Annotated in this window: 25 protein-coding genes and 1 tRNA gene; 18 read left to right on the top strand and 8 right to left on the bottom strand. The window is 71.1% G+C overall.

Annotated elements, in window-relative coordinates:
* The first annotated feature begins 127 nt into the window (after positions 1-127).
* Together V5E28_RS36000 and V5E28_RS35995 are read left to right on the top strand one after the other, a co-directional pair.
* Positions 128-1,597, top strand: a complete 1,470-nt coding sequence (locus V5E28_RS36000) for a vWA domain-containing protein (protein WP_336213734.1) — start codon at positions 128-130, stop codon at positions 1,595-1,597.
* 166 nt (positions 1,598-1,763) lie between these two features.
* A tRNA-Ala gene (locus tag V5E28_RS35995) sits at positions 1,764-1,836 on the top strand.
* Between the two features lie 54 nt (positions 1,837-1,890).
* Here the strand turns inward: V5E28_RS35995 and V5E28_RS49735 are convergent.
* A complete protein-coding gene (locus V5E28_RS49735) occupies positions 1,891-2,001 on the bottom strand; it encodes a hypothetical protein (protein ID WP_442945925.1) in 111 nt (36 codons plus the stop codon).
* A 310-nt stretch (positions 2,002-2,311) separates the two neighbouring features.
* Here V5E28_RS49735 and V5E28_RS35990 point away from each other — a divergent pair, with 310 nt between their 5' ends.
* Positions 2,312-2,881 carry a DUF421 domain-containing protein gene (locus tag V5E28_RS35990; protein WP_336213732.1) on the top strand — a complete coding sequence of 190 codons (570 nt, stop codon included), beginning with the start codon at positions 2,312-2,314 and terminating at the stop codon, positions 2,879-2,881.
* Between the two features lie 94 nt (positions 2,882-2,975).
* Complete coding sequence (locus tag V5E28_RS35985; protein WP_336213729.1) at positions 2,976-3,740, top strand: class II aldolase/adducin family protein; 765 nt, start codon at positions 2,976-2,978, stop codon at positions 3,738-3,740.
* A gap of 1 nt (position 3,741) precedes the next feature.
* Here V5E28_RS35985 and V5E28_RS35980 read toward each other — a convergent pair whose 3' ends face one another.
* Positions 3,742-4,560: an SAM-dependent methyltransferase gene (locus V5E28_RS35980; protein WP_336213728.1), complete on the bottom strand. Its 819-nt coding sequence runs from the start codon at positions 4,558-4,560 to the stop codon at positions 3,742-3,744.
* A 77-nt stretch (positions 4,561-4,637) separates the two neighbouring features.
* A complete protein-coding gene (locus V5E28_RS35975) occupies positions 4,638-5,588 on the bottom strand; it encodes a GlxA family transcriptional regulator (protein ID WP_336213725.1) in 951 nt (316 codons plus the stop codon).
* A gap of 71 nt (positions 5,589-5,659) precedes the next feature.
* Here V5E28_RS35975 and V5E28_RS35970 point away from each other — a divergent pair, with 71 nt between their 5' ends.
* The 8 genes from V5E28_RS35970 (at position 5,660) to V5E28_RS35935 (ending at position 14,033) form a co-directional block, all read left to right on the top strand.
* Positions 5,660-6,922, top strand: coding sequence for an MFS transporter (locus tag V5E28_RS35970; RefSeq protein ID WP_336213723.1), 1,263 nt, complete (start codon positions 5,660-5,662; stop codon positions 6,920-6,922).
* Complete coding sequence (locus tag V5E28_RS35965) at positions 6,919-7,578, top strand: peptidyl-tRNA hydrolase (RefSeq protein ID WP_336213721.1); 660 nt, start codon at positions 6,919-6,921, stop codon at positions 7,576-7,578. The genes V5E28_RS35970 and V5E28_RS35965 overlap by 4 nt, the downstream gene beginning before the upstream one ends.
* 130 nt (positions 7,579-7,708) lie before the next feature.
* Entirely contained in the window at positions 7,709-8,605 is an 897-nt protein-coding gene (locus V5E28_RS35960; RefSeq protein WP_336213720.1) for a hypothetical protein, read from the top strand.
* Positions 8,606-8,642: 37 nt separating this feature from the next.
* Positions 8,643-10,574: an ATP-dependent zinc metalloprotease FtsH gene (ftsH, locus tag V5E28_RS35955; RefSeq protein WP_336213717.1), complete on the top strand. Its 1,932-nt coding sequence runs from the start codon at positions 8,643-8,645 to the stop codon at positions 10,572-10,574.
* 68 nt (positions 10,575-10,642) lie between these two features.
* Positions 10,643-11,245, top strand: coding sequence for a DUF937 domain-containing protein (locus tag V5E28_RS35950; RefSeq protein ID WP_336213715.1), 603 nt, complete (start codon positions 10,643-10,645; stop codon positions 11,243-11,245).
* 16 nt (positions 11,246-11,261) lie between these two features.
* The gene (locus tag V5E28_RS35945) at positions 11,262-11,843 is read left to right on the top strand and encodes a Maf family protein (RefSeq protein WP_336213714.1); all 582 of its coding nucleotides are present in this window, start codon (positions 11,262-11,264) and stop codon (positions 11,841-11,843) included.
* 10 nt (positions 11,844-11,853) lie between these two features.
* Positions 11,854-12,597, top strand: coding sequence for an EI24 domain-containing protein (locus V5E28_RS35940; protein WP_336213712.1), 744 nt, complete (start codon positions 11,854-11,856; stop codon positions 12,595-12,597).
* A 281-nt stretch (positions 12,598-12,878) separates the two neighbouring features.
* Entirely contained in the window at positions 12,879-14,033 is a 1,155-nt protein-coding gene (locus tag V5E28_RS35935) for a DUF4192 domain-containing protein (protein WP_336213710.1), read from the top strand.
* Positions 14,034-14,074: 41 nt separating this feature from the next.
* Here V5E28_RS35935 and V5E28_RS35930 read toward each other — a convergent pair whose 3' ends face one another.
* Together V5E28_RS35930 and V5E28_RS35925 are read right to left on the bottom strand one after the other, a co-directional pair.
* Complete coding sequence (locus V5E28_RS35930) at positions 14,075-14,293, bottom strand: hypothetical protein (protein WP_336213708.1); 219 nt, start codon at positions 14,291-14,293, stop codon at positions 14,075-14,077.
* A gap of 282 nt (positions 14,294-14,575) precedes the next feature.
* Positions 14,576-14,923 carry a hypothetical protein gene (locus V5E28_RS35925; protein WP_336213706.1) on the bottom strand — a complete coding sequence of 116 codons (348 nt, stop codon included), beginning with the start codon at positions 14,921-14,923 and terminating at the stop codon, positions 14,576-14,578.
* Between the two features lie 141 nt (positions 14,924-15,064).
* Between V5E28_RS35925 and V5E28_RS35920 the strand changes: the two genes are divergently transcribed.
* Positions 15,065-15,649: a DUF1707 and DUF4870 domain-containing protein gene (locus V5E28_RS35920; protein WP_336213704.1), complete on the top strand. Its 585-nt coding sequence runs from the start codon at positions 15,065-15,067 to the stop codon at positions 15,647-15,649.
* 391 nt (positions 15,650-16,040) lie between these two features.
* Here the strand turns inward: V5E28_RS35920 and V5E28_RS35915 are convergent, their stop codons facing one another.
* The 3 genes from V5E28_RS35915 to V5E28_RS35905 all read right to left on the bottom strand — a co-directional run bounded on the left by V5E28_RS35915 (position 16,041) and on the right by V5E28_RS35905 (position 18,270).
* Positions 16,041-16,802 (bottom strand): septal ring lytic transglycosylase RlpA family protein, encoded by a 762-nt coding sequence (locus V5E28_RS35915; RefSeq protein WP_336213703.1) that lies wholly within the window; start codon positions 16,800-16,802, stop codon positions 16,041-16,043.
* 271 nt (positions 16,803-17,073) lie between these two features.
* Entirely contained in the window at positions 17,074-17,538 is a 465-nt protein-coding gene (locus V5E28_RS35910; RefSeq protein ID WP_336213701.1) for a GNAT family N-acetyltransferase, read from the bottom strand.
* Positions 17,539-17,661: 123 nt separating this feature from the next.
* On the bottom strand, positions 17,662-18,270 hold the full coding sequence (locus V5E28_RS35905; RefSeq protein WP_336213699.1) for a CGNR zinc finger domain-containing protein: 609 nt from the start codon (positions 18,268-18,270) through the stop codon (positions 17,662-17,664).
* Positions 18,271-18,405: 135 nt separating this feature from the next.
* On the opposite strand from V5E28_RS35905, the gene V5E28_RS35900 reads away from it, so the two are divergent.
* From V5E28_RS35900 to V5E28_RS35880, 5 genes are read left to right on the top strand one after another with little or no spacing between them, the layout of a single operon-like run.
* Complete coding sequence (locus V5E28_RS35900) at positions 18,406-18,858, top strand: VOC family protein (protein ID WP_336213696.1); 453 nt, start codon at positions 18,406-18,408, stop codon at positions 18,856-18,858.
* Positions 18,859-18,914: 56 nt separating this feature from the next.
* Positions 18,915-19,802 carry a pyridoxamine 5'-phosphate oxidase family protein gene (locus V5E28_RS35895; RefSeq protein ID WP_336213695.1) on the top strand — a complete coding sequence of 296 codons (888 nt, stop codon included), beginning with the start codon at positions 18,915-18,917 and terminating at the stop codon, positions 19,800-19,802.
* 33 nt (positions 19,803-19,835) lie between these two features.
* The gene (locus V5E28_RS35890) at positions 19,836-20,027 is read left to right on the top strand and encodes a ferredoxin (protein WP_336213694.1); all 192 of its coding nucleotides are present in this window, start codon (positions 19,836-19,838) and stop codon (positions 20,025-20,027) included.
* A 4-nt stretch (positions 20,028-20,031) separates the two neighbouring features.
* Positions 20,032-21,174 (top strand): NAD(P)/FAD-dependent oxidoreductase, encoded by a 1,143-nt coding sequence (locus V5E28_RS35885; RefSeq protein ID WP_336213693.1) that lies wholly within the window; start codon positions 20,032-20,034, stop codon positions 21,172-21,174.
* Positions 21,171-21,626, top strand: coding sequence for a nuclear transport factor 2 family protein (locus V5E28_RS35880; RefSeq protein ID WP_336213692.1), 456 nt, complete (start codon positions 21,171-21,173; stop codon positions 21,624-21,626). Before V5E28_RS35885 ends, V5E28_RS35880 begins: the two co-directional genes overlap by 4 nt.
* Position 21,627 lies beyond the last annotated feature (1 nt).

The raw sequence follows: 21,627 nt of genomic DNA, 5'->3' as shown, positions 1-21,627 counted from the left end.
GCGGTTCACCACAATCGATCACGCGGGGATAGCGGTTTGCGCTCGCTTACGTCACCGCCCCGGCCACCCGTGGCCGCGGGGCCGTCATACGGCCTGGAGGTGCATTGCGATGAAATTTCGTCTTTTAATGGCGAGTGTTGGGGTTGCGGCGCTGCTGGCGCTCGCAGCGTGCGGAGGCGGGCCGGGAGGCAACGCCACCGCCCACGAGCGGGCCCCCGACCGCGCATCCGAACAGTCCGGCGGCGAGCGGCCTCAACCCGGTCCATCCGCGAGCGAGGCTCCGGATGACGAGCAGGACACGACCCGGGCGCAGATCTCCACCTTCGCCCTCGACGTGGACACCGCCTCGTACGCCTACGCCCGCCGTACCCTCCAGGAGGGCCGCTGGCCCGAGCCGGGCGAGATCCGTCCGGAGGAGTTCGTCAACTCCTTCAGGCAGGACTACCCCGAACCACCCGACGACGGCTTCACCGTGCACGTGGACGGCGCCAGGATGGGCGACCGCGACGAGGCCGTCCTGCGGGTCGGCCTCCAGACCCGCGCCACGTCCGCCGAGGCGCGCCGCCCGGCCAATCTCACCTTCGTGGTCGACGTCTCCGGCTCGATGGCCGAGCCCGGCCGGCTCGACCTGGTCAAGCAGGCGCTGCACACCCTGCTCGGGCAGCTTGCCCCAGGCGACCAGGTCTCGATCGTGGCGTTCAGCGACGACGCCGAACTGCTGGCCTCGATGACCCCGCTCACCGCCAGGGACGACCTGCGCGCGGCCGTCGACCGGCTCACCGTCGAAGGAGGCACCGACCTGGAGAGCGGCCTGGTCCTCGGCTACGAGGAGGCCGCCAAGGCCTTCCGCCCCGCCGCCACGAACAAGGTCATCCTGCTCTCCGACGGCCTGGCCAACCAGGGCAACACCGCATGGCAGACCATCCTGGACCGGGTCAAGGAGCACGCCGGCAGGCAGATCACGCTGCTCACCGTCGGCGTCGGCAGGGACTACGGCGACGAGCTCATGGAGCAGCTGGCCGACAACGGCGACGGCTCCGCGGTCTACGTCTCCACGGTGGAGGAGGCGGAGAAGACGTTCTCCACGCAGCTCCCGGCGAACATCGAGTTGCGGGCCCGCGACGCCAAGGCGCAGGTGGTGTTCAACCCGTCGGTCGTGGCGGGCTACCGGCTCCTGGGCTACGAGAACCGGGCGCTGACCGCCGAGGAGTTCCGCGACGACTCCCGCGACGGCGGCGAGATCGGCCCCGGTCACTCGGTGACGGCCCTGTATTCCGTACGGCTCAAGCCGGGCGCGACGGGGCAGCTCGCCACGGCGACCGTGCGGTGGCAGCACCCCGACACCAGGGTGGCCGCCGAGGCCAGCGGCTCCGTCGACGTGGGCGCGCTGTCCGGGGCTCTGTGGAAGGACGCGCCCGTGAGGCTGCAGGTGGACGTGCTCGCGGCGGCCTTCGCCCTGTACATGCGTGACGGCAAGGCGTTCGGGATGGATCTCGGGGCGCTGGGGGAGCAGGGCGAGCGGCTGTCCGGCGAGGCGGAGGACCCGATGGTGACCGAGCTGGCCACGCTCATCGGCAAGTCCCGCGAGGTGGGATAACCATTTGCCCCGCCAGTCGCGCCGGGGCAGCGTGGGAGCCAGGCGGAAGAGGACGGGCCGCACGGAGGCCGGCCCGTCCTCTTCCGCCCGGCAGCCTGAGGAACGGGGGGAAATGGCGTACTTGGACGTCGTTGAAGTCCGATACACTGGGCACGCAGCAATGCACGGGGCTATGGCGCAGTTGGTAGCGCGCCTCCATGGCATGGAGGAGGTCTGGGGTTCGAATCCCCATAGCTCCACTCGTGTGACCTTCTCTCAGCGAGAACAGCTCGGTCCGGACCTGTCGAGATCGCCTAGGGCCGGATGCTGTAGCCACCTACGCATATGGGCCGAAACCCTCCCGCGAACAGCTGCTCGACCGTCTGCTGGTGCTGCGCCGACGTCAGGTTGTGACGCGCGACCAGTTCGGGGCCGCCCTGCTTGGCCCAGATCGACGCGTATAAATGCGTTCCTCCTGGGAAACCTTTGCCACGTTCCGTCTAATGCCGTCTCCCAGAGCCACGACGACCTCCTCGTCCGGTGGACGCGCGACGATTGTCGCGTTACAGCCTTCGTATGGAGGCAAACTATCTTTCGGCTCGCCGAGTTTTGCGAATTGTGGTCGAAGGTGAGGTAAAAGTCGCCGGTTGGCGCAGGTGTTCCCTGGCCGGAGTCGGTACGAACGCGAACATGAGTCGCGGCGTTCCGGTGATGATCTCTGTGAAAGGGGTGGCCATGTGGCATGACATGCTGGCGGTGCAGATCCCGATCGTGGAGAAGGTGCTGCGCACGATCCTGGTCTACGCGCTGATCGTGGTGCTGTTCCGGATCAGCGGCAAGCGTGGGCTGGCCAACCTCAACACGTTCGACTTCGCGGTGATCTTCCTGCTGTCCAACGTGGTGCAGAACGCCGTGATCGGCCCGGACAACAGTGTGACCGGCGGCGTGATCGGCGCGGTCACGCTGGTCGTCGTCAACGCCGCGCTGAACCGGTGGCTGGCCCTCGACGAGCGCGCGGGCCGCGTCATCGAGGGCACGCCCACCACCGTCATCCAGAACGGCAGGCTCGTGAAAGGCGCGGTCAGGCGGCTGGCCCTGCGCCGCGGTGAGCTGGAGAACGCCATTCGCACGCAGCAGGGCGACAGGATCAGCGACGTCGCGTCCGCCCGCCTGGAGCCGGACGGCCGGCTCGTCGTGGTGCTGAAGCGGGAGGAGTCGAACGCCACCCGGGCCGACATCTCCCGGCTGGAAGAGCGGCTGGCCGCGATCGAGAGCCTGCTGCGGCGCGACGGGACCCGGTCCTAGCCCCGCGCGAGCCCCCGGCCGGCGAGGCATGTCCTTCGTGCCGGGCAGGCGTTAACCTGCGGTCAGAATGTTCTTCTGGACCTTGGGGAGAGCCATGCCGGACAATCTCGTCTACCGTCTGCCGCGAACGTTCGACACCGTCGAAGAGGAGCGGCGCCATCGCAAGGAGCGCCTGGCCGCCGCGCTGCGGATCTTCGGCAAATTCGGCTTCGAGGAAGGCGTGGCCGGGCACATCACCGCCCGCGACCCCGAGCTCACCGACCACTTCTGGGTCAACCCGTTCGGCATGTCGTTCAAGCACATCAGGGTGAGCGACCTCATCCTGGTGAACCACGAGGGCACGGTCGTCGAGGGCCGCCACCCCGTCAACCAGGCGGCCTTCGCCATCCACTCCCAGGTCCACCAGGCCCGGCCGGACGTGGTGGCCGCGGCACACAGTCACTCCGTCTACGGTCGCGCGCTGTCGGCGCTCGGCCAGACCATCGAGCCCATCACCCAGGACGCGTGCGCCTTCTACGAGGACAACGCGCTGTTCGACGACTACACCGGCGTGGTGACGGACGTCGAGGAGGGCAAGCGCATCGCCGCCGCGCTCGGCGGCAACAAGGCCGTGGTGCTGCGCAACCACGGCCTGCTCACCGTGGGCGAGACGGTGGACGCGGCTGCCTGGTGGTTCGTCACGATGGAACGCTCTGCCCAGGTGCAGCTCGTCGCCAAGGCCGCCGGCCAGGTGGTGCCCATCGAGCCCGGCAACGCCGCGCTCACCCGCCAGCAGGTCGGCAGCGAGCTCGCCGGATGGGTGAACTTCCAGCCGCTGCACGACCAGATCGTCCGCGAGCAGCCCGACCTGCTGGAGTGACTCAGCGGACGCGGCCCACGCCCGCGAGGATGCCCGACCTGACCAGGTCGACCTTCTCGGGCGGCGTCTCCGGGTCCCAGTCGGCGACCGGGACGAGGCCGGGCGCGAGCACCTCCATGTCGCCGAAGTAGCCGGCGATCCGGTCGTAACCGCGCCGGGCGATGCCGCCCGAGGCCGTGGTCGAGTAGACCTGCTGGCCCGCCTGCGTGGCGCGGTCGCCGGCGTCGCCCACGTAGATGTGGGAGAGCACGAGGTGGTTGCCGGAGCCCAGCCGCTCGCGGACGCGCGCGGTGATCCGGTCGGCCTCCTCGTCGTCGAAGACGAAGTGCAGCACCGCGACCATGAGGACGGCGTACGGCTGCGTCAGGTCCAGGTGTCCGGTCACCCGAGGGTCGTCGAAGATCGCGTCAGGGTTCCTGAGGTCGCCCTCCAGCGCGAGGACCTCGGGGTCGCTGGCCAGCAGCGCCCGGGCGTGGATCAGCACGATCGGGTCGTTGTCCACGTACACCACGCGCGCGTCGGAGACGTGCCGCCTGGCCACCTGGTGGACGTTGTCCTGCGTCGGCAGCCCGGCGCCGATGTCGATGAACTGGCGCACTCCGGCCTTGGCCAGCATGCGCACGGCCCGGCCGAGGAAGCCGCGGTTGGCGCGGGCGATCTCGCGGGTGTCGTTGCCCATCTGCCGGCCGATCTCGATCATCTTCTCGGCGGCCTCGCGGTCGGAGGCGAAGTTGTCCTTCCCGCCGAGGTAGTAGTCGTACATGCGCGCGACGCTCGGCACCTGAACGTCGATCCCAGCGGGCACCTGGTCCGGGCCCACGCGACCACCCCTCTCGTTGTGGATCTTCTGGCGCCGATTCTAGGGTGGATCTGTGGCTTTCGTCACAGATAAGCGCCTTACAGGCGGCGGAATGTGTGGCGGTAGGCCAGCGGCGACACCCCGACCACGGCGTGCAGGTGCTGGCGCAGAGAGACCGGCGTGCCGAAGCCCGCGCGCCTGGCCACCTCCTCGACTCCCAGGTCCGTCGTCTCCAGCAATTGCCTGGCGTGCTCCACCCGCTGCCGGGCGAGCCAGCGGGCCGGGCTCATGCCGGTCTCCTCGCGAAAGCGCCTGGTGAACGTCCGTACGCTCATGCTGGCGTGGTCGGCGAGCGACTCCAGGTCCAGCGGCGCGTCCAGCCGGGAGAGCATCCAGGTGCGCGTCGCGCCGGTGCCGTTGCCGGTGGCGGGCGGCAGGGGGCGCTCGATGTACTGGGCCTGGCCGCCTTCCCGCCAGGGCGGCATCACGCAGCGCCTGGCCGTCCGATTGGCCACCTCGCTGCCGTGGTCGCGCCTGATCACGTGCAGGCACAGGTCCAGCCCTGCCGCGACGCCCGCCGAGGTCAGCACGTCGCCGTCGTCGATGAACAGCACGTCGGGGTCCAGCTTGACGCGCGGGAACAGCGCGGCGAAGCGGGCGGCGTCCCGCCAGTGGGTGGTGGCGGGACGGCCGTCGAGCAGCCCGGCTGCGGCCAGCACGAAAGCGCCCGTGCAGATCGACATCACCCTGGGCCGTCCCTGCAGCGCCTCGCGCAGCTCGCCGGGGATGGTGCCGTCCCGCATCACCTGCCCGCCGTGCACTCCCGCCGCCAGCACCGTGTCAGCGGTGTCGAGCACGTCGAGATCGTGGTCGGGCAGCACCGTGTAGCCGGCCGAGCAGCGTACGGGGGCGCGGCCGGGCGAGCAGGTCACCACCTCGTAGAGCTTCTCCCCGGCCGGCGAATCCGCCGAGCCGAACACCTGCCCCGACACCCCCAGGTCGAGCGGGGCGAACTGGTCGAGGGCGATGACCGCGATGCGATGCGCCATGGCCGGATTCTTTCACATATTGGCCATTCGGCCACTCGCGCCTGTATCTAACGATAAATCAAGATTGGCGGATGACCTCGAGCACCACCACCAGGCCCGCGCGTCTGCACCGGGCCTGGTTCGTCGCGGCCGTCGCCTTCGTGGCCATCCTGGGCGCCGCCGGCTTCCGCGCCACCCCCGGCGTGCTGATCACCCCGTTGCAGGAGGAGTTCGGCTGGAGCAAGGGCACGATCTCCCTGGCCGTGTCGATCAACCTCATGCTGTACGGCCTGACCGCGCCCTTCGCGGCGGCCCTGATGGACCGCTTCGGCATGCGCCGCGTCGTCTCGATCGCGCTGCTGCTGGTCGCCGCGGGCAGCGGGCTGACGGTCACGATGACGGCGAGCTGGCAACTGCTGCTGCTGTGGGGAGTGCTCGTCGGGCTCGGCACCGGGTCGATGGCGCTGGTGTTCGCGGCCACGGTGACCGACCGGTGGTTCGTCCGGCATCGCGGCCTGGTCACCGGCGTGCTGACGGCGGCGGGCGCCACCGGCCAGCTCGTCTTCCTGCCCGTGCTCGCCCACCTCGCCCAGGGGCCCGGCTGGCGGGTGGCCTCGCTGGCCGTCGCCGGGGCCGCCCTGGCCGTGGTGCCCTTCGTGTGGTGGCTGCTGCGCGACCGTCCGGAGGACGTGGGCACCACCGCCCTGGGAGCCGACCCGGACGTTCCACGTACCGTGCCTCCCGCCACGAACGCGGCGGTGCGGGCGCTGACCGTGCTGCGGTCGGCGGCGCGCACCCGCCCGTTCTGGTATCTCGCCGGAGGGTTCGCGATCTGCGGCGCCAGCACCAACGGGCTGATCAGCACCCACTTCATCCCGGCCGCACACGACCACGGCATGGCCGAGCCGGCAGCCGCCGGACTGCTCGCGGTCGTCGGGATCTTCGACATCGTGGGCACGGTCGCCTCCGGCTGGCTCAGCGACAAGGTCGATCCCAGGAAGCTGCTCGCCGTCTACTACGGGCTGCGCGGGCTGTCGCTGATGATCCTGCCGAGCCTGTTCGCGGCCACCACCGAGCCCAGCATGCTGATCTTCATCGTGTTCTACGGCCTGGACTGGGTGGCGACCGTGCCGCCCACGGTGGCGCTGTGCCGCAGCATCTACGGCGCCGACGGGGCCGTGGTGTTCGGCTGGGTGTTCGGCTCCCACCAGGTGGGAGCCGCGATCGCCGCCGTCGCCGCCGGCCTCACGCGCGACCAGCTGGGCGCCTACGACTACGCCTGGTACGGCGCCGGCCTGCTCTGCCTCCTGGCCACCGGCATGTCGCTGGCCATCAGGCATGCTAAGAGGCGATGAACGAGTCAGAGCTGAGGGTCCTGCCCCTGGTGGTCAGGATCGAGAGAGCCGCGCCGCCCGAGCGCACCGACGCCCTGGAGGCGGCCGCGATGGCCGTGCTGAGCCTGCTCGGCGACCCGGGGGAGTGGGCGGCGGAGCTGCACGCCTGGGAAGTCACCGGCAGGATCCGCAAGGTGGTGCGCAGGGCCAGGGGCGCCGAGTGGCGCAGGGCGCTCGCGCTGCCGGGACGCACGATCGAGCACCGCACGGCCGAGGTGCGGGTCCATCCGCCCGTGCCACTGGACGACTGGCCGCGCGACCTGGCCCGGCTGCAGGTGTCCGGCACGGAGCTGACCGACACGGCCGAGCCGGGTCCCGCCACGCAGCCGACCCTGTGGGCCAACCCGGCGCTGACCATGTCGGCCGGCAAGGCCATGGCCCAGGCCGGGCACGCCGCCCAGCTCGCCTGGTGGGCCAGCGACGCCGCCGAGCGCGCCGCCTGGCGGGCCGGAGGTCCGGCGGTGTCGGTGCGCACGGCGGGCGGGAACGCCTTCGAGGCGAAGGTCGAGGCGGGCCTGCCCGTGGTGCGCGACGCGGGGTTCACCGAGATCGCGCCGGGCTCGTGCACCTTCGTGGCCGAGGCCCCGTGGCTCTACGGACGGGTGGCCCGATCTTGACCAGAACGTCCACGGCAGAGCGCCACGCAAATGTCAAGATGACACTTCGGTAGCTTCCGGCGCGGAATGGCGTGATATGTCGTACGCTCCCGTCGTGCTCGATGGGGATGATGAGACCGAAGGTTCCGGTGTGAGAACCGCAGACAGACCGGGAACCCCCGCCTCCTCGCCCCGGCGCTCCCGCATCGGCGATCTGCGGATGCGGGTGGTCTACCGGGGGTTCGCCGTGGTCGCGGCGGTGGCGGTCGCCGCCGTCGCCGTGGTCCTGGCACTCCCGACGAGACCCGACGAGGCCGGCGCCCGGCCGGTTGCCGCGCCATCGGCCGTGCCCGCCTCGTCCGGCCCACCCTCGTCCGGCCCACCCTCGTCCGGCCCACCCTCGTCCGGCCCACCCTCGGCGAGCCCGTCACCGTCCGCCACCCCCTCGCCGTCCGCCGCCACCGCACCCGCCGTCAGGCCGACGCCCACCCCCGGCGCTTCGCTGGCTCCCGGCTACACGGCCATGGAGGCCCTGTACGCCGACGCGCGCGTGCCCAGGCTGCCCGGCAAGCTCCGCCGCCAGTCCCTGCCCGCCGCGACCAAGCGCGTGCTCAAGGACAGCCGCAGCGGCCTGGCCGTGCCGAGACTCGGCAAGCCCTGGAAGGTGTACGGCGCGGCGCCGTTCACCACCCGGCAGATGCTGCCCAAGCAGCGCGGCGACAGCCGGCGCGGCTTGCTGGTGAGCTGCCCGCTGCCCATCGAGGCGCAGAAATCCCCGCGCGACACGGCGTTGCTCGCCGCCCGGTGGACGCTCAACCACCACCCCAAGGACGCGAAGATCCGCTGGTTCGCCTCGCAGCGCGTCCAGGGCGGCTGGATGCTGCTCTACCAGGTGGCGTACGGCAAGCGCAGCTCCCGGGCGGCCGTCGTGGTGGTGGAGGGCGGAATGGCGAAGCCCGGACTGACGTTTGTGACAGTGCCGGACACGCAACGGAGCCGCTGGCGTGACATCAGCCGCGTGCTGTCGGGGGTGCGTGATCTAGGCTGAAGATCATGATTGCGGCGATATAGGGGGAAGAGTTTTCGTGGAACGCGCTGGATCGCCGCAGGTGCCGAACGGCAAGAAGGTCAAGCCGCCGTGGCGCGCCGAGGGGCTTCCCGGCACCCCGGGCGGTCGCCCGAAGATCAACTGGTGGCGGTTCGTCGTCACGCTCCTGGTCGTCTACGCCGCCTTCTTCCTCGTCTCGTCCTTCTTCGACACCGGCTCGGTCGAGACGGTCTCCTACACCGAGTTCACCAAGCAGGTGAACTCCAAGAACGTCAAGGAGATCTACGCCACCGGCCTGTCAGTCGAGGGCCAGTTGAAGGCCGCCGCCACCGACCCCGACAGCGACAACCAGTCCTACACCGAGTTCCGCACCGAGATCCCCACCTTCGCCAACACCGACCAGCTCTCGCAGCAGCTCCAGTCGGCCGGGGTGGAGATCAAGGCCGAGCCGCTCAGCTCGGGCCGCGGCTTCTTCGTCAACCTGCTTCTGTCGCTGCTGCCCGTGCTGCTGCTGGCCGGGCTCTGGATCTGGATCATGCGCCGCGGCGCCGGCATGATGGGCGGCGGCGGGCTCGGCGGCCTCGGCAAGTCGAAGGCGGCCAAGCCGGTCGAGGCAGGGCAGGTGCGTGTCACGTTCGACGACGTGGCGGGGATCGACGAGGTGGAGAACGAGCTCGTCGAGATCGTCGACTACCTCAAGGACCCCGACAAGTACCGCCGGCTCGGCGCCAAGCTGCCCAAGGGCGTGCTCCTCGCCGGCCCTCCCGGCACCGGCAAGACGCTGCTGGCCAGGGCGGTCGCGGGAGAGGCCGAAGTGCCGTTCTTCTCGGCGAGCGCCTCGGAGTTCATCGAGATGATCGTCGGCGTCGGCGCGTCCCGGGTCCGTGACCTGTTCGAGGAGGCGCGCAAGGTGGCGCCGTCGATCGTGTTCATCGACGAGATCGACGCCATCGGCCGAGCCCGCGGCGCGGGCGGCATCGGCGGGCACGACGAACGCGAGCAGACGCTCAACCAGATCCTCACCGAGATGGACGGCTTCTCCGGCACCGAGGGCGTGATCGTCATCGGGGCCACGAACCGGCCAGAGGTGCTCGACCCGGCGCTGCTGCGTCCCGGCCGCTTCGACCGCACCGTCCAGGTCGGCCTGCCCGACGCGGCAGGCCGTACCGCGATCCTGCAGGTCCACACCAGGAGCGTGCCGCTCGACGGCGAGGTGGGCATGGAACAGCTCGCCAAGATCACGCCCGGCATGACCGGCGCCGACCTCGCCAACCTGGTCAACGAGGCGGCCCTGCTCGCGGCCAAGCGCGGCAGGGAGAAGGTCGGCACGGCCGACTTCGCCGACGCGCTGGAGAAGCTGCAGCTCGGCGCCGCCCGCAGCATCGTGATGCCCGAGGACGAGCGCACCAGGACGGCCTACCACGAGGCCGGCCACGCGCTGCTCGGCATGCTCCAGCCCGGCGCCGACCCGGTCAGGAAGATCTCCATCATCCCGCGCGGCCGCGCGCTCGGCGTCACGCTCTCCACCCCCGACACCGACCGCTACGCCTACGACGAGCCGTATCTGCGCGGCCGCATCACCGGCGCGCTCGGCGGCATGGCGGCCGAGGACCTCATCTTCGGCGTGATCACCACCGGCGCCGAGAACGACCTGGAGCAGGTCACCATGATCGCGCGCGGCATGGTCGGGCGCTGGGGGATGTCGGACAAGGTCGGCCCGCTGACCATCCTGCCGAGCGACGGCCAGCCGCAGGCCTCGCCCGCCACGCTGGCCATCGTCGACGAGGAGGCGCGGCGCATCGTGGACGAGTGCTACGAGCGCGCGGTGCGGATCCTCACCGACAATCGCGACAAGCTCGAAGGCATCGTGGCCGCCCTGCTGGAGCACGAGACCCTCGACGAGGAGAGCGCGTACTCCGCGGCCGGAGTGCCCGCAGCCGCCAAGGTCGAGCCTTTGGCGAAAAGTTAGGACCAGGCCGGATATAGACACAGGGCGCGTGGGGAAGGTCTCCCGGAACGAAGATCGGGGGACCTGCCGTGACACTGATTGACGAGCTTCTCGCAGAGCTCGGCGATCCCGGCCTGGAGCAGATCGCCGGGATGCTCGGCACCGACACCGCCACGGCGCGCGCGGTCATCCAGGCGGCGACCGGCACCGTCGTGGCGGGCATGGCTCGCGGCGCCGACCACCCTGAGGGCGCCGAGGCCCTGCGCGGCGCGCTCGACGACCACGCGGACGCCGACCCTTTCAACGGCGACGTCGCCTCGCTGATGCGCGACGGGCAGAACATCCTCGCCCACGTGCTCGGCACCCAGGGCACCGAGTACGCCGCCGAAGGGCTGGCGCGCTTCTCCGGCGTCGACGAGGGCGCCCTGCTGAAGGTGCTGCCGCTGCTCGCCCCGATGATCATGTCTCTGCTCGCCGACCGCGCTGCCAGGCAGGACATGGACACCGACACCATGACCGGCGAACTGCGCCGGGAGCGCTCGGCCACGTCCAGCGGGCTGGAGGACCTGATCGCCCCGATACTCGGCGACATCTTCGGCGACTCGTCCGTACCCGCTCGCAGTGGAGTCGTGGAGCCGCGCGCGGGCGCGGAGCAGCAGGCCGCCAGGGGGGCGCAGAACCCCGACTGGTGACCGGTAAGCTGATGCGGTGATCGTCTTGGCCTCTGCTTCCGCCGCCCGGCTGGCTCTGCTGCGCAGCGCCGGACTCGACCCCAAGGTGATCGTGAGCGGGGTCGACGAGGACGCGTTCACCGCCCACTCGCCCGCGGCGCTCAGCCTCGTCCTGGCCAAGGCCAAGGCCGCCGCGGTCGCCGGCGGGCTGGACGAGGGCCTGGTCATCGGCTGCGACTCGATCCTGGAGCTCGACGGCCGCCCTTACGGCAAGCCCGCCACCGAGCAGGAGGTCGTCGACCGCTGGCGGATGATGCGCGGCAGGACCGGCCGCCTCGTCACCGGCCACTGCGTGATCGACGTGCCGTCCGGCAGGCAGGCAGCCGAGGTCGCCTCCACCGTCGTCCACTTCGGGCAGCCGTCGGAAGAGGAGATCGCCGCCTACGCCGCCACCGGCGAGCCGCTCCACCTCGCCGGCGCGTTCAGCATCGACGGGCGCGGCGGCTGGTTCGTCGACGGCATCGAGGGCGACCACGGCAACGTCCTCGGCATCTCGCTGCCGCTGCTGCGCACCCTGTTCGACGAGCTCGGCTACGCGGTCACCGCCTTCTGGCGCTAGCCTGCCGGGCATGCGATCATTGCGCGACTTCGCCTCCGGCGTCGGGTTCTTCATGCAGGGAGTGAGCTGGGCGGCCAGAAACGGTCGCTGGTGGCTTTTCGGGCTGATCCCGGCGCTGATCGCGTTCGCCGTCTACGTGGCGGCTCTGATCCTGCTCGGCACCAACGCGTCCACGCTGGCCGAGCTCCTCACGCCGTTCGCCGACTCGTGGTCGTGGCGGGAGTTCTTCCGCGGCACGGTCGCCGTCGCCCTGTTCCTCGGCGGCCTGGCGCTGGCGGTGCTCACCTTCGCCGCGCTCACGCTGGTCATCGGCGAGCCCTTCTACGAGAAGCTCTCGGCCAGGGCCGACGCGCTGCATCACGCCGAGGAGCAGCCCTGGTGGCGCACGCTGCCGCGCTCCATCAGGGACAGCCTGGTCACGCTGGCGTACGTGCTGCTCTTCACCATCCCGCTGTTCTTCCTCGGCTTCATCCCGGTGTTCGGGCAGACCGTGGTGCCGGTGCTCGGGGCCGCCGTCTCCGGCTTCTTCCTGACGATCGAGCTCACCACCCTTCCGCTGGAGCGCCGCGGGATGGCACGGAAGGAACGCTTCGCCCTCCTGCGCCGGAACAAGGGGGTGGCGCTGGGCTTCGGGGTGGTGATCTTCCTGCTGTTCCTGGTGCCGTTCGTGGCGGTCATCGCGATGCCCGCCGCCGTCGCGGGCGCCGCCCTGCTGGTCCGGCAGCGGCTCACGCCGACGGTGGAGACGCCGTGAGACGTGCCGGGATCGCCGGAGGCTGAGGGGCCACCCTGCGGGCGTCGCGCCTGGGGTGTCCGGCCGGCCCCCGGCAGCTCGCCGGCTCCGGGCTCTTTGACAGGTACGTCCTTCGGTCGGGAGCTTGGCCTACAGGAAGCCCGCTGACTTCGAGGTCTTTCACCGGTACGACCTCCCGCGAGGATCGTTGTCCACAGGGCGCCCGCTGCTCCGGGCCGCCTATCCCCAGAACCGCTTTCGGCGCTCCGGGATCATCGCCGCCGCGGGCACGCTCCTTGTCCATGACGACCAACATCTCCGAGCCCTGCCTCACCCTGACCAGCCCCGCCGACGTCCTGGCAGCCGTGCCCTACCTTGTGGGGTTCCATCCCGACGACAGCCTTGTGGTGATCGGCCTCGATCGCGGCCAGGTCAAGGTGACGGCCCGCTGGGGGCTGCCGTTCCCGCCGGGCACGCTGGCGCCCCTCGTGCCGCTGCTCGCTCGCGAATCGGTGACCGAGGTCGTCCTGGTCGGTTACGGTCCCGGCGAGCGGGTGACTCCGGCGGTCGACGAGGCCAGGGCACTGGCCGCGCAGGCCGGAGTGGAGGTGGGCGAGGTCCTGCGCGCCGACGGCGGCCGCTTCTGGTCCTACGTCTGCGACAGCACTGCGTGCTGCCCGCCCGAAGGCACCCCGTACGATCCGAAGGCCAGCCGGATAGCGGCCGAGGCGACGGTGCGCGGCCTGGTCGCCCTGCCCGATCGCCGGAGCCTGGAGCGCACGATCGCGCCGGTGACCGGCCCCGTCCGGATGGCGATGCGCCGGGCGACCGCCGAGGCGGTCCATGACCTGCGAGCCAGGCTGTCGGCCTCGGCCGACGCCGACGCCTTCGCGAGGGAGTTCACGGCCCAGGGCCTCGCCAGGGTCCGCGCCGCGCTCGCCGCCCACGCCGCCGGAGGCCGCCTCGATGACGGTGAGGCGGCCAGGCTGGGTTTGGACCTTTCCGTGGTCAGGGTGCGCGACGAGGCTTGGACACTCCTTGAGGAGTCCCACGCCGGTCTGTGGAAGGATCTCACCCGCCGCCTGGAGCCGAGCTTCGTGCCGGCGGCGGCATCCCTGCTCGCCATGGCCGCCTGGCGAGCAGGAGACAGCATCCTGGCCACCATCGCCCTGGAGCGCGCCCTCACCGCCGACCCGCACTACTCCATGGCCAACCTGCTCATGCACGCTCTGCAGCACCTGGTGCCCCCGGGCATACTCAGCGGCCGCCTCCCCTCCCCGGCAGAGCTCGACGCCGCCATGGGCCAAGCCCGCGCGACCTGGCTGCTCCCGCTGCTCGACCTGGCCGGCGACGCCGCACCACCGTCCGGCGACGACCTGTCGGCCGGCAACGACGATCCGTCGCCCAGCGGTGCTCTGCCGCCCGATGGCGGACCTCCTGATGGGGGAGGTGGCTAGGTGCCGTGTCAGGCAACGTCGCCGGCTACAAGGCAGCGGCCTTATGCAAGGTGCCGGGCGAAGAACCGCAGCGCATCGTCGGTCTCGAACGCGGGGATTCCCCCGTGGTCGCCGGGGTTGGCGTGCAGCGTCTTCTCGATGGAACCCAGGGCGTTGAACAGCGCCAAGGCCTGGTCCCTGGGCACTCGCGTATCGTCCCATTGGAGCAGGAACTGCACCGGCACGGTGACCCGGGCGGCGGGTGCGGCCAGCCCGTGCACGCCGAGTAGGTCGAGCCGTACAACGCGGAGCCCGCCAAGTGCAGCGACCTAGCCTGGCCCCCTCGACCGGCTCCGGCCGAGGGGGGCCGTCCCCGGAGGCGGCGGTGCGCGATCGCCAGGGGCGACCGCTTCACCCGGCAGGTGTCGCTACTTCCATGCCTGCGGCCGCAGGGGCTCGTCGAGCTCGACCGGTCCGGCGAGGTTGTCGACCAGGCCGACCAGGGTGGCGAACGCGCACTCGGTGACCAGCTGCAGCAGGTCAGCCGGCCCAAGCCCGGCGCTCTAGTCCAGGCTGTCTCCTTCGCGGCGGCGACGATCGTTGTAGGCGCGCATGCGCTGGGGATATCCCGTGAGCTGCACGTCATAGACAGGCAACGCAAGGTCACGGGCCACCTTGCGGATCACTGCCGGGGAGCCGACCCTTCGCCGGGTCCATTCGCCGTCGTCGGCCACGGCGACAGCCGTCGTGTCGGTCGCGAACGTCTCAGGCTCGACGTAGAACTCAACGCCACGCCGCGAACGGGCAAAGGCGATGAGCGCTTCGATGTCGGCGTCTGTCGCCTCGCGATCGAACTTCGCGATTTTGGGGCCGCGCAGCCGCCGGATTCCGTAGCGGTCTCGCCATCTCATGAATCCTTTTTATACCGTCAAACGCCCGCGCGCGTCGGGGCTCATCTCGGGGATACCTCCGGGATTCACCCGATGCCACGCCTGCCCGCCGTAACGCAGTATGGACGATGACAGTCCGATCTAAGGAGAGGCATGGCTCTTATGGCTGGGGTACCCACACCCTCGAAGCCGGGACAGGTGCCGCCAGCTCACCTGCGCGTCACCAACCAGGACCGCGAACACGTGGTCGAGCACGTCCAGGCGGCTTACGCCGAAGGCCGGCTCGACAAGCTCGAGTTCGACGAGCGGCTGGAGCGCGCGATGACGGCGCGCACGCATGGCGACCTGATGCCCATCATGTCGGAGCTGTACGGCACGCAGTCGGTGCCGCGCCTGGCTCCGCCCGCGCCCATGGCGCGACCCGAGGCGCAGCCCGAGAGCAACGAGCGCCTCGGCGCCTCCGCGGCGCACCTGCTGGCTCTCCTCGGGTTCCCCATCCTCGGCCCGCTCATCCTGCTGCTGACGGGCGGCAAGACCTCGCCCTACATCCGGCGCCACGCCATGGAGGCGCTCAACTTCCACCTCACGGTCACGGGCGCCACCTTCCTGCTGCCGTTCACCGTCATCGGCATCGTGCTCCTGCCGGTGATCTGGGTGGGCGCCATCGTCCTGTCCATCGTGGGTGGAGTGGCGGCCCTCACCGAAAGCTCCTTCCGCTACCCGCTCACGATCCGCCTGGTGAAGTGACGGCGCCTCACACGGAACCTGCTTCGCGACCGTACAGCGGGCCTTCGCGCGCACGCCGGAGCGTCGCCTCCACGTGTGCCAGGCTCGCCTATGTGCCCGGAAGCCGGCATTCGCGATGCGGCCTTCGGGGTGTGCGGAGTTATGCGCAGGCCCGCCTTCGCGGGCGCAAAACTGATTGATTCCCGTAAGACGGTTCCCGGACCTTGGAAACCGTCTTCGTGGCGCATGTCCAACCCGCCTTCGTGCAGTTGAGGGCGGGTTTTCGTTCTCGGCTCTGGGTGATATATCCAGGATTCTGGGCGTCGGTCACGCAAGGATTAACTGCGTTCGTTCACTGGAAGAGCTGCTCGGTGTCTCGGGCCGGAAATCGAGCCGGTGAGCCGCTGAATGGTCAGCGGGCCAGGACTTCGTACTTGACCCTCATGACTCCGGCGTCCGTGCTGCCGATCTTGGCGAAGGCAGCTCTGGAGAGGTCGAGGCAGCGTCCGCCGACGTACGGGCCGCGATCGTTGATGCGCACCGTCACGGACTCACCGCTGGCCGGGGCCGTGACGCGGACCCTGGTGCCGAGGGCCAGGGTCCTGTGGGCCGCGGTCATCGCCGAGGGGTTGAAGCGCTCGCCGCTGGCCGTCATCTGGGGCTCGTCGTAGAAGGACGCACCGCAGGCACCCGAGGAGATGACGCGGGCCTTGGGCTTGGCCGACCTGGTCTCCGCCCTGCGCTCGGCTGCCTTGACGGGCTTCGGCGGGGACGTGGCGACTGTCCGGGGGGACTCGGCCTCCGTCGCCGGCGTGGGGGTGCCGGTCGCTCGCCTGAGGGACGCCGTGGCGGTGGGCTGGACGCCTGGCGAGCCGGCAGGGGACGCGGTGGCCGCACCGCCCGGCGAGGTGCTCGCCGGTGTGGTTGCTGCGGCGTTCGACGGGGTGAAGGCGGAGGCGGTCACGGAGGTGTTCAGGTGATTCGCCGCGGCCCAGGCGGTGGTGGAGGCGGCGGCGATGACGGCCACGCCTGCGGTGACGGTGACCCAGCGGCGCCTGCCCGGCGTCGACCGCCGCCGAGGGCTCGGCTCAGGGGAGTGCTGATCCTTGTCTTCAGGGGAAAGCGAACGGTGGGCGGGAAGCAGGCCGACCCTCATCGCGCGGTCGCGCCGCATGACCGAATGACCGAGCGGTCCGCTGGTGTGTTGCGATGGGCCGCAGTCCTACCGGTCCGTGCGAGGTGGGGGACCCCTTCAGGAGGCCAGGGTGGTAGGCGCGGCGCTGAATCTCGGTGCGGGTCCGCTGGGGCGGTCGGGCGAGGGTGGGTGTGACCTCTCGGAGGCGCGGCTCCGCGGTGGCCGGCTTGTCGCGCCGAGGTGCCGGTGCGATCGCCGGCAGATCAGCGGTGGCTGCAAGAAGAGCGGCCGGGACCGCGGCGCGGCCCGCTCACTGCTGCTCGGCGTGGTCCCGTGGCAGGTCGATCTGGTACTTGATGAAGCCGTGGTTCTCGGCCACCTTGTCGTACAGGTGGCGCGCGGTGATGTTCGAGGCCTGGGTGTTCCAGTACACGCGGGAGCATCCCTGGGTCGTGGCCCAGGTGGTGACGGCCTCGATCAACGCGCGTGCCACGCCCTGGCCCCGCACGTCCGGGGCGGTGAACAGGTCCTGCAGGTAGCACACGTCGGCGTCGGGCGCCGATGTGCTGCCGTGGACGAGGAAATGCGTGATGCCGACGAGCCTGCCGTCCAGCCTCGCTCCAAGGGCGTGCAGGCGCGTGTCCGCCTGGAATTCCCGCCAGGCCCGGTCGTACATTTCAGCCGGCTCGACCCGCTGGTAGAAGTCGATGTACGCGACGAACAGGGCCTCCCAGGCGTCTCTATCGGACGGGAGGAGTCTGCCGACGCTGATCACGTGATCGTCTCCTGAGGCGGGGGCGCTTGCGGGTGTCGAGCCTAGGGGCGAGTGGCCTGTCGTGGTACGGCCACTTTCCGGCTGAACGGAGAGACCACTCCTCGGCACGTGGGCGGAACGCCCTCAGGAGCTGTGCGGCCCGTGGTCGCGCACCTTGGCGTAGTGGCGGGCCGCTCGGGCGCGGTTGCCGCAGCCGGCCGAGCACCACTCGCGGCGCGGCGTCTCGCGGACGAAGTGGAGCCGGCAGCCGGGCCCCTGGCATGCGTGCACGCCGTGCCGTGCCGGCCCGCCGAACAGGGTGACCGCGTCATCGGCGAGCGCGGAGAGCGCGGCCGCCACCGGGCGGCCCTCGGCGCACACCACCACATGCGGCTCGGGGGCGACGCGCAGCTCGTGCCAGCGCGCGGCCTGCCGTGCGAGGTGGTTGAGCGTCGTGACCGCGCCGGGATCGGCATCCTGGCCTGCCGCGGCCGCGGCCGCCAACTGCCGGATCGTCTCGCGGAGCTCGCGGGCCAGGCGCAGGTCGTCGCCGGTCACGCCGAGCAGGTCGGCGTCCGACGGCCGGATCGCCAGGCGTGGGCGTACGTCCCGCAGCCAGGCGGCCAGGTGGTCGATGGTCTCCAGACCGTCCATGAGCCGGCCGCGAACCGCGTAGGCGGTGTTGCCGAGCTCGATCGGCAGCGGCTCGCCCAGGATGGGGGCTCCACCACCGGTGATGTCGGCCACGTTCATGCTTCTAACGGTACCGGCCGTTTGACGCCGTGAGAAACATCCGCCACTATCTAACGGTATCCACTCTATCGATCCATTAGAAATTCCGGTGGCGGAGCCTGCCTGGCCACCGGTACGCACCCACGGAGGTACCGCATGAGCACGCCCACTCTGCAGACCGGTCATGTCGGCTTGAACGTGACCGATCTCGCCCGCTCGATCGCCTTCTATCGCCAGGTCTTCGACTTCGAGATCCTCGGCGAGCAGACCGAGGGTGACCGCAGGTTCGCCTTCCTCGGCCGCGACGGCACCCTGCTGGTGACGCTGTGGCAGCAGAGCTCCGGCACGTTCGCCACCGGCCTGCCCGGACTTCACCACCTGTCGTTCCAGGTGCCCGACATCGAGGCGGTGCGGCGCGCCGAGACGGTCCTGCGCGATCTCGGCGCGGAGCTGGTCTACGACGGGATCGTGCCGCACGGCGAAGGCGCGTCCTCCGGCGGCGTGTTCTTCACCGACCCGGACGGCATCCGCCTGGAGATCTACGCGCCGGCCGGCGCCGAGACCGCATCGGCCCCCACGCAGGGTGCGCCGACCTGCGGATTCTTCTAGAAACCCCCGGCCCGGGCCGCCGCGCGTCCCGGGCCGGCCTCGAGAAAGGAGTCGCCATGCTCCACGAAGGCGAACAGCGGGTGCAGCGCCGCGCCGGAGTCACCGCCGGCAGCTGGGGATCGGCCGGCGTCGGCGCTGCCATCCCCCCGGTGGCAGCCGAGTTCCTCAGCCGGCAGCGCATGCTGGTGATCGCGGCGGCCGACGACGCCGGGGCGGTCTGGGCCAGCGTGCTGACGGGGCCGGCCGGCTTCACCGCCGCGCCCGACGCCCGCACCGTCGTCGCCGGCCTGTTGCCCCGCGACGGCGATCCGCTGGCCGGACGCTTCGACACCGAGCGGGACATCGGCATGCTCGCCATCGAGCCGGCCAGCCGCCGCCGGATGCGGGTCAACGGCCGGGCCCGCAGGGACGGCGACCGGCTCCGTGTGCACACCGAGCAGGTGTACTCGAACTGCCCGAAATACATCCAGACCCGTACGGTGGACGAAGACGACCTCCCCGTGGCGAGCACCACGGCGCTCACCAGCCGGACCCCGACCGCCGACCAGGTTCGGTGGATCTCCGCGGCCGACACCTTCTTCGTCGCCACCCGCGCGGCCGGCCTGGGCACCGACGTGTCACACCGCGGCGGCAACCCCGGCTTCGTCGAGGTGACCGGCGACCGGCGGCTCACCTGGCCCGACTATGTCGGCAACTCGATGTACATGACCCTGGGCAACCTCGACCTCGACCCGCGCTGCGGCCTGCTGTTCGTCGACTGGGAACGCGGTCACACGCTGCACCTGACCGGCCGCGCCCGCGTCGACTGGGCCCCGGAGCGGGCCGCGGCGGTGCCCGGCGCCCAGCGGCTGGTCGACTTCGACGTCGACCAGGTCGTCCAGGTCACGGACGCGGTCCGGCAGCGCTGGTCGTTCGGCAAGTACTCCCGGTTCAACCCAGCCTGAAAGCCCCCGAAGCCCAGCCCGAGAGGAGCCGTGATGCGCGTCAGTGTCGACATGACGCTCTGCCAGACCCATGCCCAGTGCGTGTTCGCCGCCCCGGAGGTGTTCTCCCTCGACGAGGACGACGAGCTGGTCTACGACACCGCGCCGGAGCACACCGAACGGCCCGCGGTCGAAGAGGCCGTCCGTGCCTGCCCCGTACAGGCCATCGTCCTGGACAGGGCCTGATCCGGTGCGCCGGATCGCCGTCGCCGGCGCCGGGCCGGCCGGTCTGAGCGCCGCGCAGGAGCTCCGCCGGCTCGGGTACGACGGCGAGCTCGTGATGGTCGGCGCCGAGCGCCATCGCCCCTACCGGCGGCCGCCGCTGTCCAAGGAGTACCTGCTGCCCGGAGCGGGCGGTGTCGAGCTGCCCGGCGCGGCAGACCTGGGCGCGAGCTGGCTGCTCGGCCAGCCGGCGACGGGCCTGGACCTGCCCGGACGCAGGCTCCTGCGAGGCCGCCTGCCGCCCGTCGCCTACGACGGGCTGGTGATCGCGACGGGGGTCCGCGCCCGCGGGCTGCCCGGTTCGGACGCGCTGCCGGGCGTGGTCACGCTGCGTGGCCTCGACGACGCCCGGAGGTTGCGCGCCGCCCTCGCCACCCGGCCCCGCGTGGTCATCGCGGGAGCCGGGTTCGTCGGTTCGGAGCTCGCCGCCACCCTGCGGACCCTTGGCCTGCCGGTCACCCTGGTCGGCTCCGGCCGGGTGCCGCTGCGCCGGCCGCTGGGGGAGCGCGTCGGCGCGATCGTCGCCGGCCTGCACCGCGCCCACGGCGTCGACCTGCGGCTCGGCCGCCGCGTCCGCGCCGCCACCGGCGGCGGCCGGGTCGAGCGGGTCCACCTCGACGACGGCACCGTGCTGCCGGCCGATCTCCTCGTGCCGGCCCTCGGCGCCGAGCCGGAGGTCGACTGGCTCCGCGGTTCCGGTCTGCGCCTCGACGGCGGCGTCGTGGTGGACCGGTGGGGGCTGGCCGCGCCGGGCGTGGCCGCGGCCGGTGACGTCGCCCGCTGGCCGTCCTCCCTTCTCGGGGGCCGGACGACCCGGGTCGAGCATTACAGCAACGCCGTCGGGCAGGGCGCCCACGCGGCCCGCGCGCTGCTGGGCGTCGGCGGCCGGTTCGACCCCGTGCCGTCGTTCTGGTGCCATCTGTACGGCCACCGGCTGCAATCCGTCGGTCTCACGGGCGCCGGCTACGAGACACGCCTGGTGGCCGCCGAGCCCGACGGCCGGTTCCTCGCCGAATACCGTCGTGATGATCGCGTTGTCGGCGCGGTCACCGCCGGTTTCCTCCGGAGGCTTCCCGACTACCGCAAGCTGATCACCAAGGAGTACGCATGACGCGCCCGCCCGTCCCGCCCTTCACCGCCGAGACCGCCCGTACCAAGGTCCAGGCCGCCGAGGACGCCTGGAACACCCGCGACCCGGAGCGGGTGGCGCCGGCCTACACGCCGGACTCGGTCTGGCGTAACCGCGACCAGTTCGTCACCGGCCGGGACGAGATCGGCGCCTTCCTGACGCGCAAGTGGGAGAAGGAGCTCGACTACGCGCTCCGCAAGGAACTCTGGGCGTTCACCGACAACCGCATCGCCGTCCGTTTCCAGTACGAATCGCACGACGCGGACGGGCAGTGGTGGCGCAGCTACGGCAACGAGCTGTGGGAGTTCGACGAGGGCGGCCTCATGGCGCGGCGGGAGGCGAGCATCAACGACCTGAGGATCACCGCCGCCGAGCGCCGGATCTTCGGCCCGCGCCCGCAGAGCGAGCACGGGCAGCCGTTCCCGCTCGCCTGAT

This window comes from Nonomuraea sp. LPB2021202275-12-8 (assembly GCF_037044575.1).
GTDB lineage: Bacteria > Actinomycetota > Actinomycetes > Streptosporangiales > Streptosporangiaceae > Nonomuraea.
Note: the sequence above shows the minus strand (reverse complement) of the source record. Positions and strands in the feature narration are given on the sequence as shown.

Excerpts from the sequence above, each read along its gene's own strand:
- V5E28_RS35940 (WP_336213712.1), top strand. The coding sequence starts at position 11,854 with ATGCGATCATTGCGCGACTTCGCCTCCGGCGTCGGGTTCTTCATGCAG.
- V5E28_RS35890 (WP_336213694.1), top strand. The coding sequence starts at position 19,836 with ATGCGCGTCAGTGTCGACATGACGCTCTGCCAGACCCATGCCCAGTGC.
- V5E28_RS35985 (WP_336213729.1), top strand. The coding sequence starts at position 2,976 with ATGCCGGACAATCTCGTCTACCGTCTGCCGCGAACGTTCGACACCGTC.
- V5E28_RS35920 (WP_336213704.1), top strand. The coding sequence starts at position 15,065 with ATGGCTGGGGTACCCACACCCTCGAAGCCGGGACAGGTGCCGCCAGCT.
- V5E28_RS35900 (WP_336213696.1), top strand. The coding sequence starts at position 18,406 with ATGAGCACGCCCACTCTGCAGACCGGTCATGTCGGCTTGAACGTGACC.
- V5E28_RS35975 (WP_336213725.1), bottom strand. The coding sequence starts at position 5,588 with ATGGCGCATCGCATCGCGGTCATCGCCCTCGACCAGTTCGCCCCGCTC.
- V5E28_RS35925 (WP_336213706.1), bottom strand. The coding sequence starts at position 14,923 with ATGAGATGGCGAGACCGCTACGGAATCCGGCGGCTGCGCGGCCCCAAA.
- V5E28_RS36000 (WP_336213734.1), top strand. The coding sequence starts at position 128 with ATGGCGAGTGTTGGGGTTGCGGCGCTGCTGGCGCTCGCAGCGTGCGGA.
- V5E28_RS35915 (WP_336213703.1), bottom strand. The coding sequence starts at position 16,802 with ATGCGGCGCGACCGCGCGATGAGGGTCGGCCTGCTTCCCGCCCACCGT.
- V5E28_RS35965 (WP_336213721.1), top strand. The coding sequence starts at position 6,919 with ATGAACGAGTCAGAGCTGAGGGTCCTGCCCCTGGTGGTCAGGATCGAG.
- V5E28_RS35990 (WP_336213732.1), top strand. The coding sequence starts at position 2,312 with ATGTGGCATGACATGCTGGCGGTGCAGATCCCGATCGTGGAGAAGGTG.
- V5E28_RS35880 (WP_336213692.1), top strand. The coding sequence starts at position 21,171 with ATGACGCGCCCGCCCGTCCCGCCCTTCACCGCCGAGACCGCCCGTACC.
- V5E28_RS35895 (WP_336213695.1), top strand. The coding sequence starts at position 18,915 with ATGCTCCACGAAGGCGAACAGCGGGTGCAGCGCCGCGCCGGAGTCACC.
- V5E28_RS35905 (WP_336213699.1), bottom strand. The coding sequence starts at position 18,270 with ATGAACGTGGCCGACATCACCGGTGGTGGAGCCCCCATCCTGGGCGAG.
- V5E28_RS35970 (WP_336213723.1), top strand. The coding sequence starts at position 5,660 with ATGACCTCGAGCACCACCACCAGGCCCGCGCGTCTGCACCGGGCCTGG.
- V5E28_RS35935 (WP_336213710.1), top strand. The coding sequence starts at position 12,879 with ATGACGACCAACATCTCCGAGCCCTGCCTCACCCTGACCAGCCCCGCC.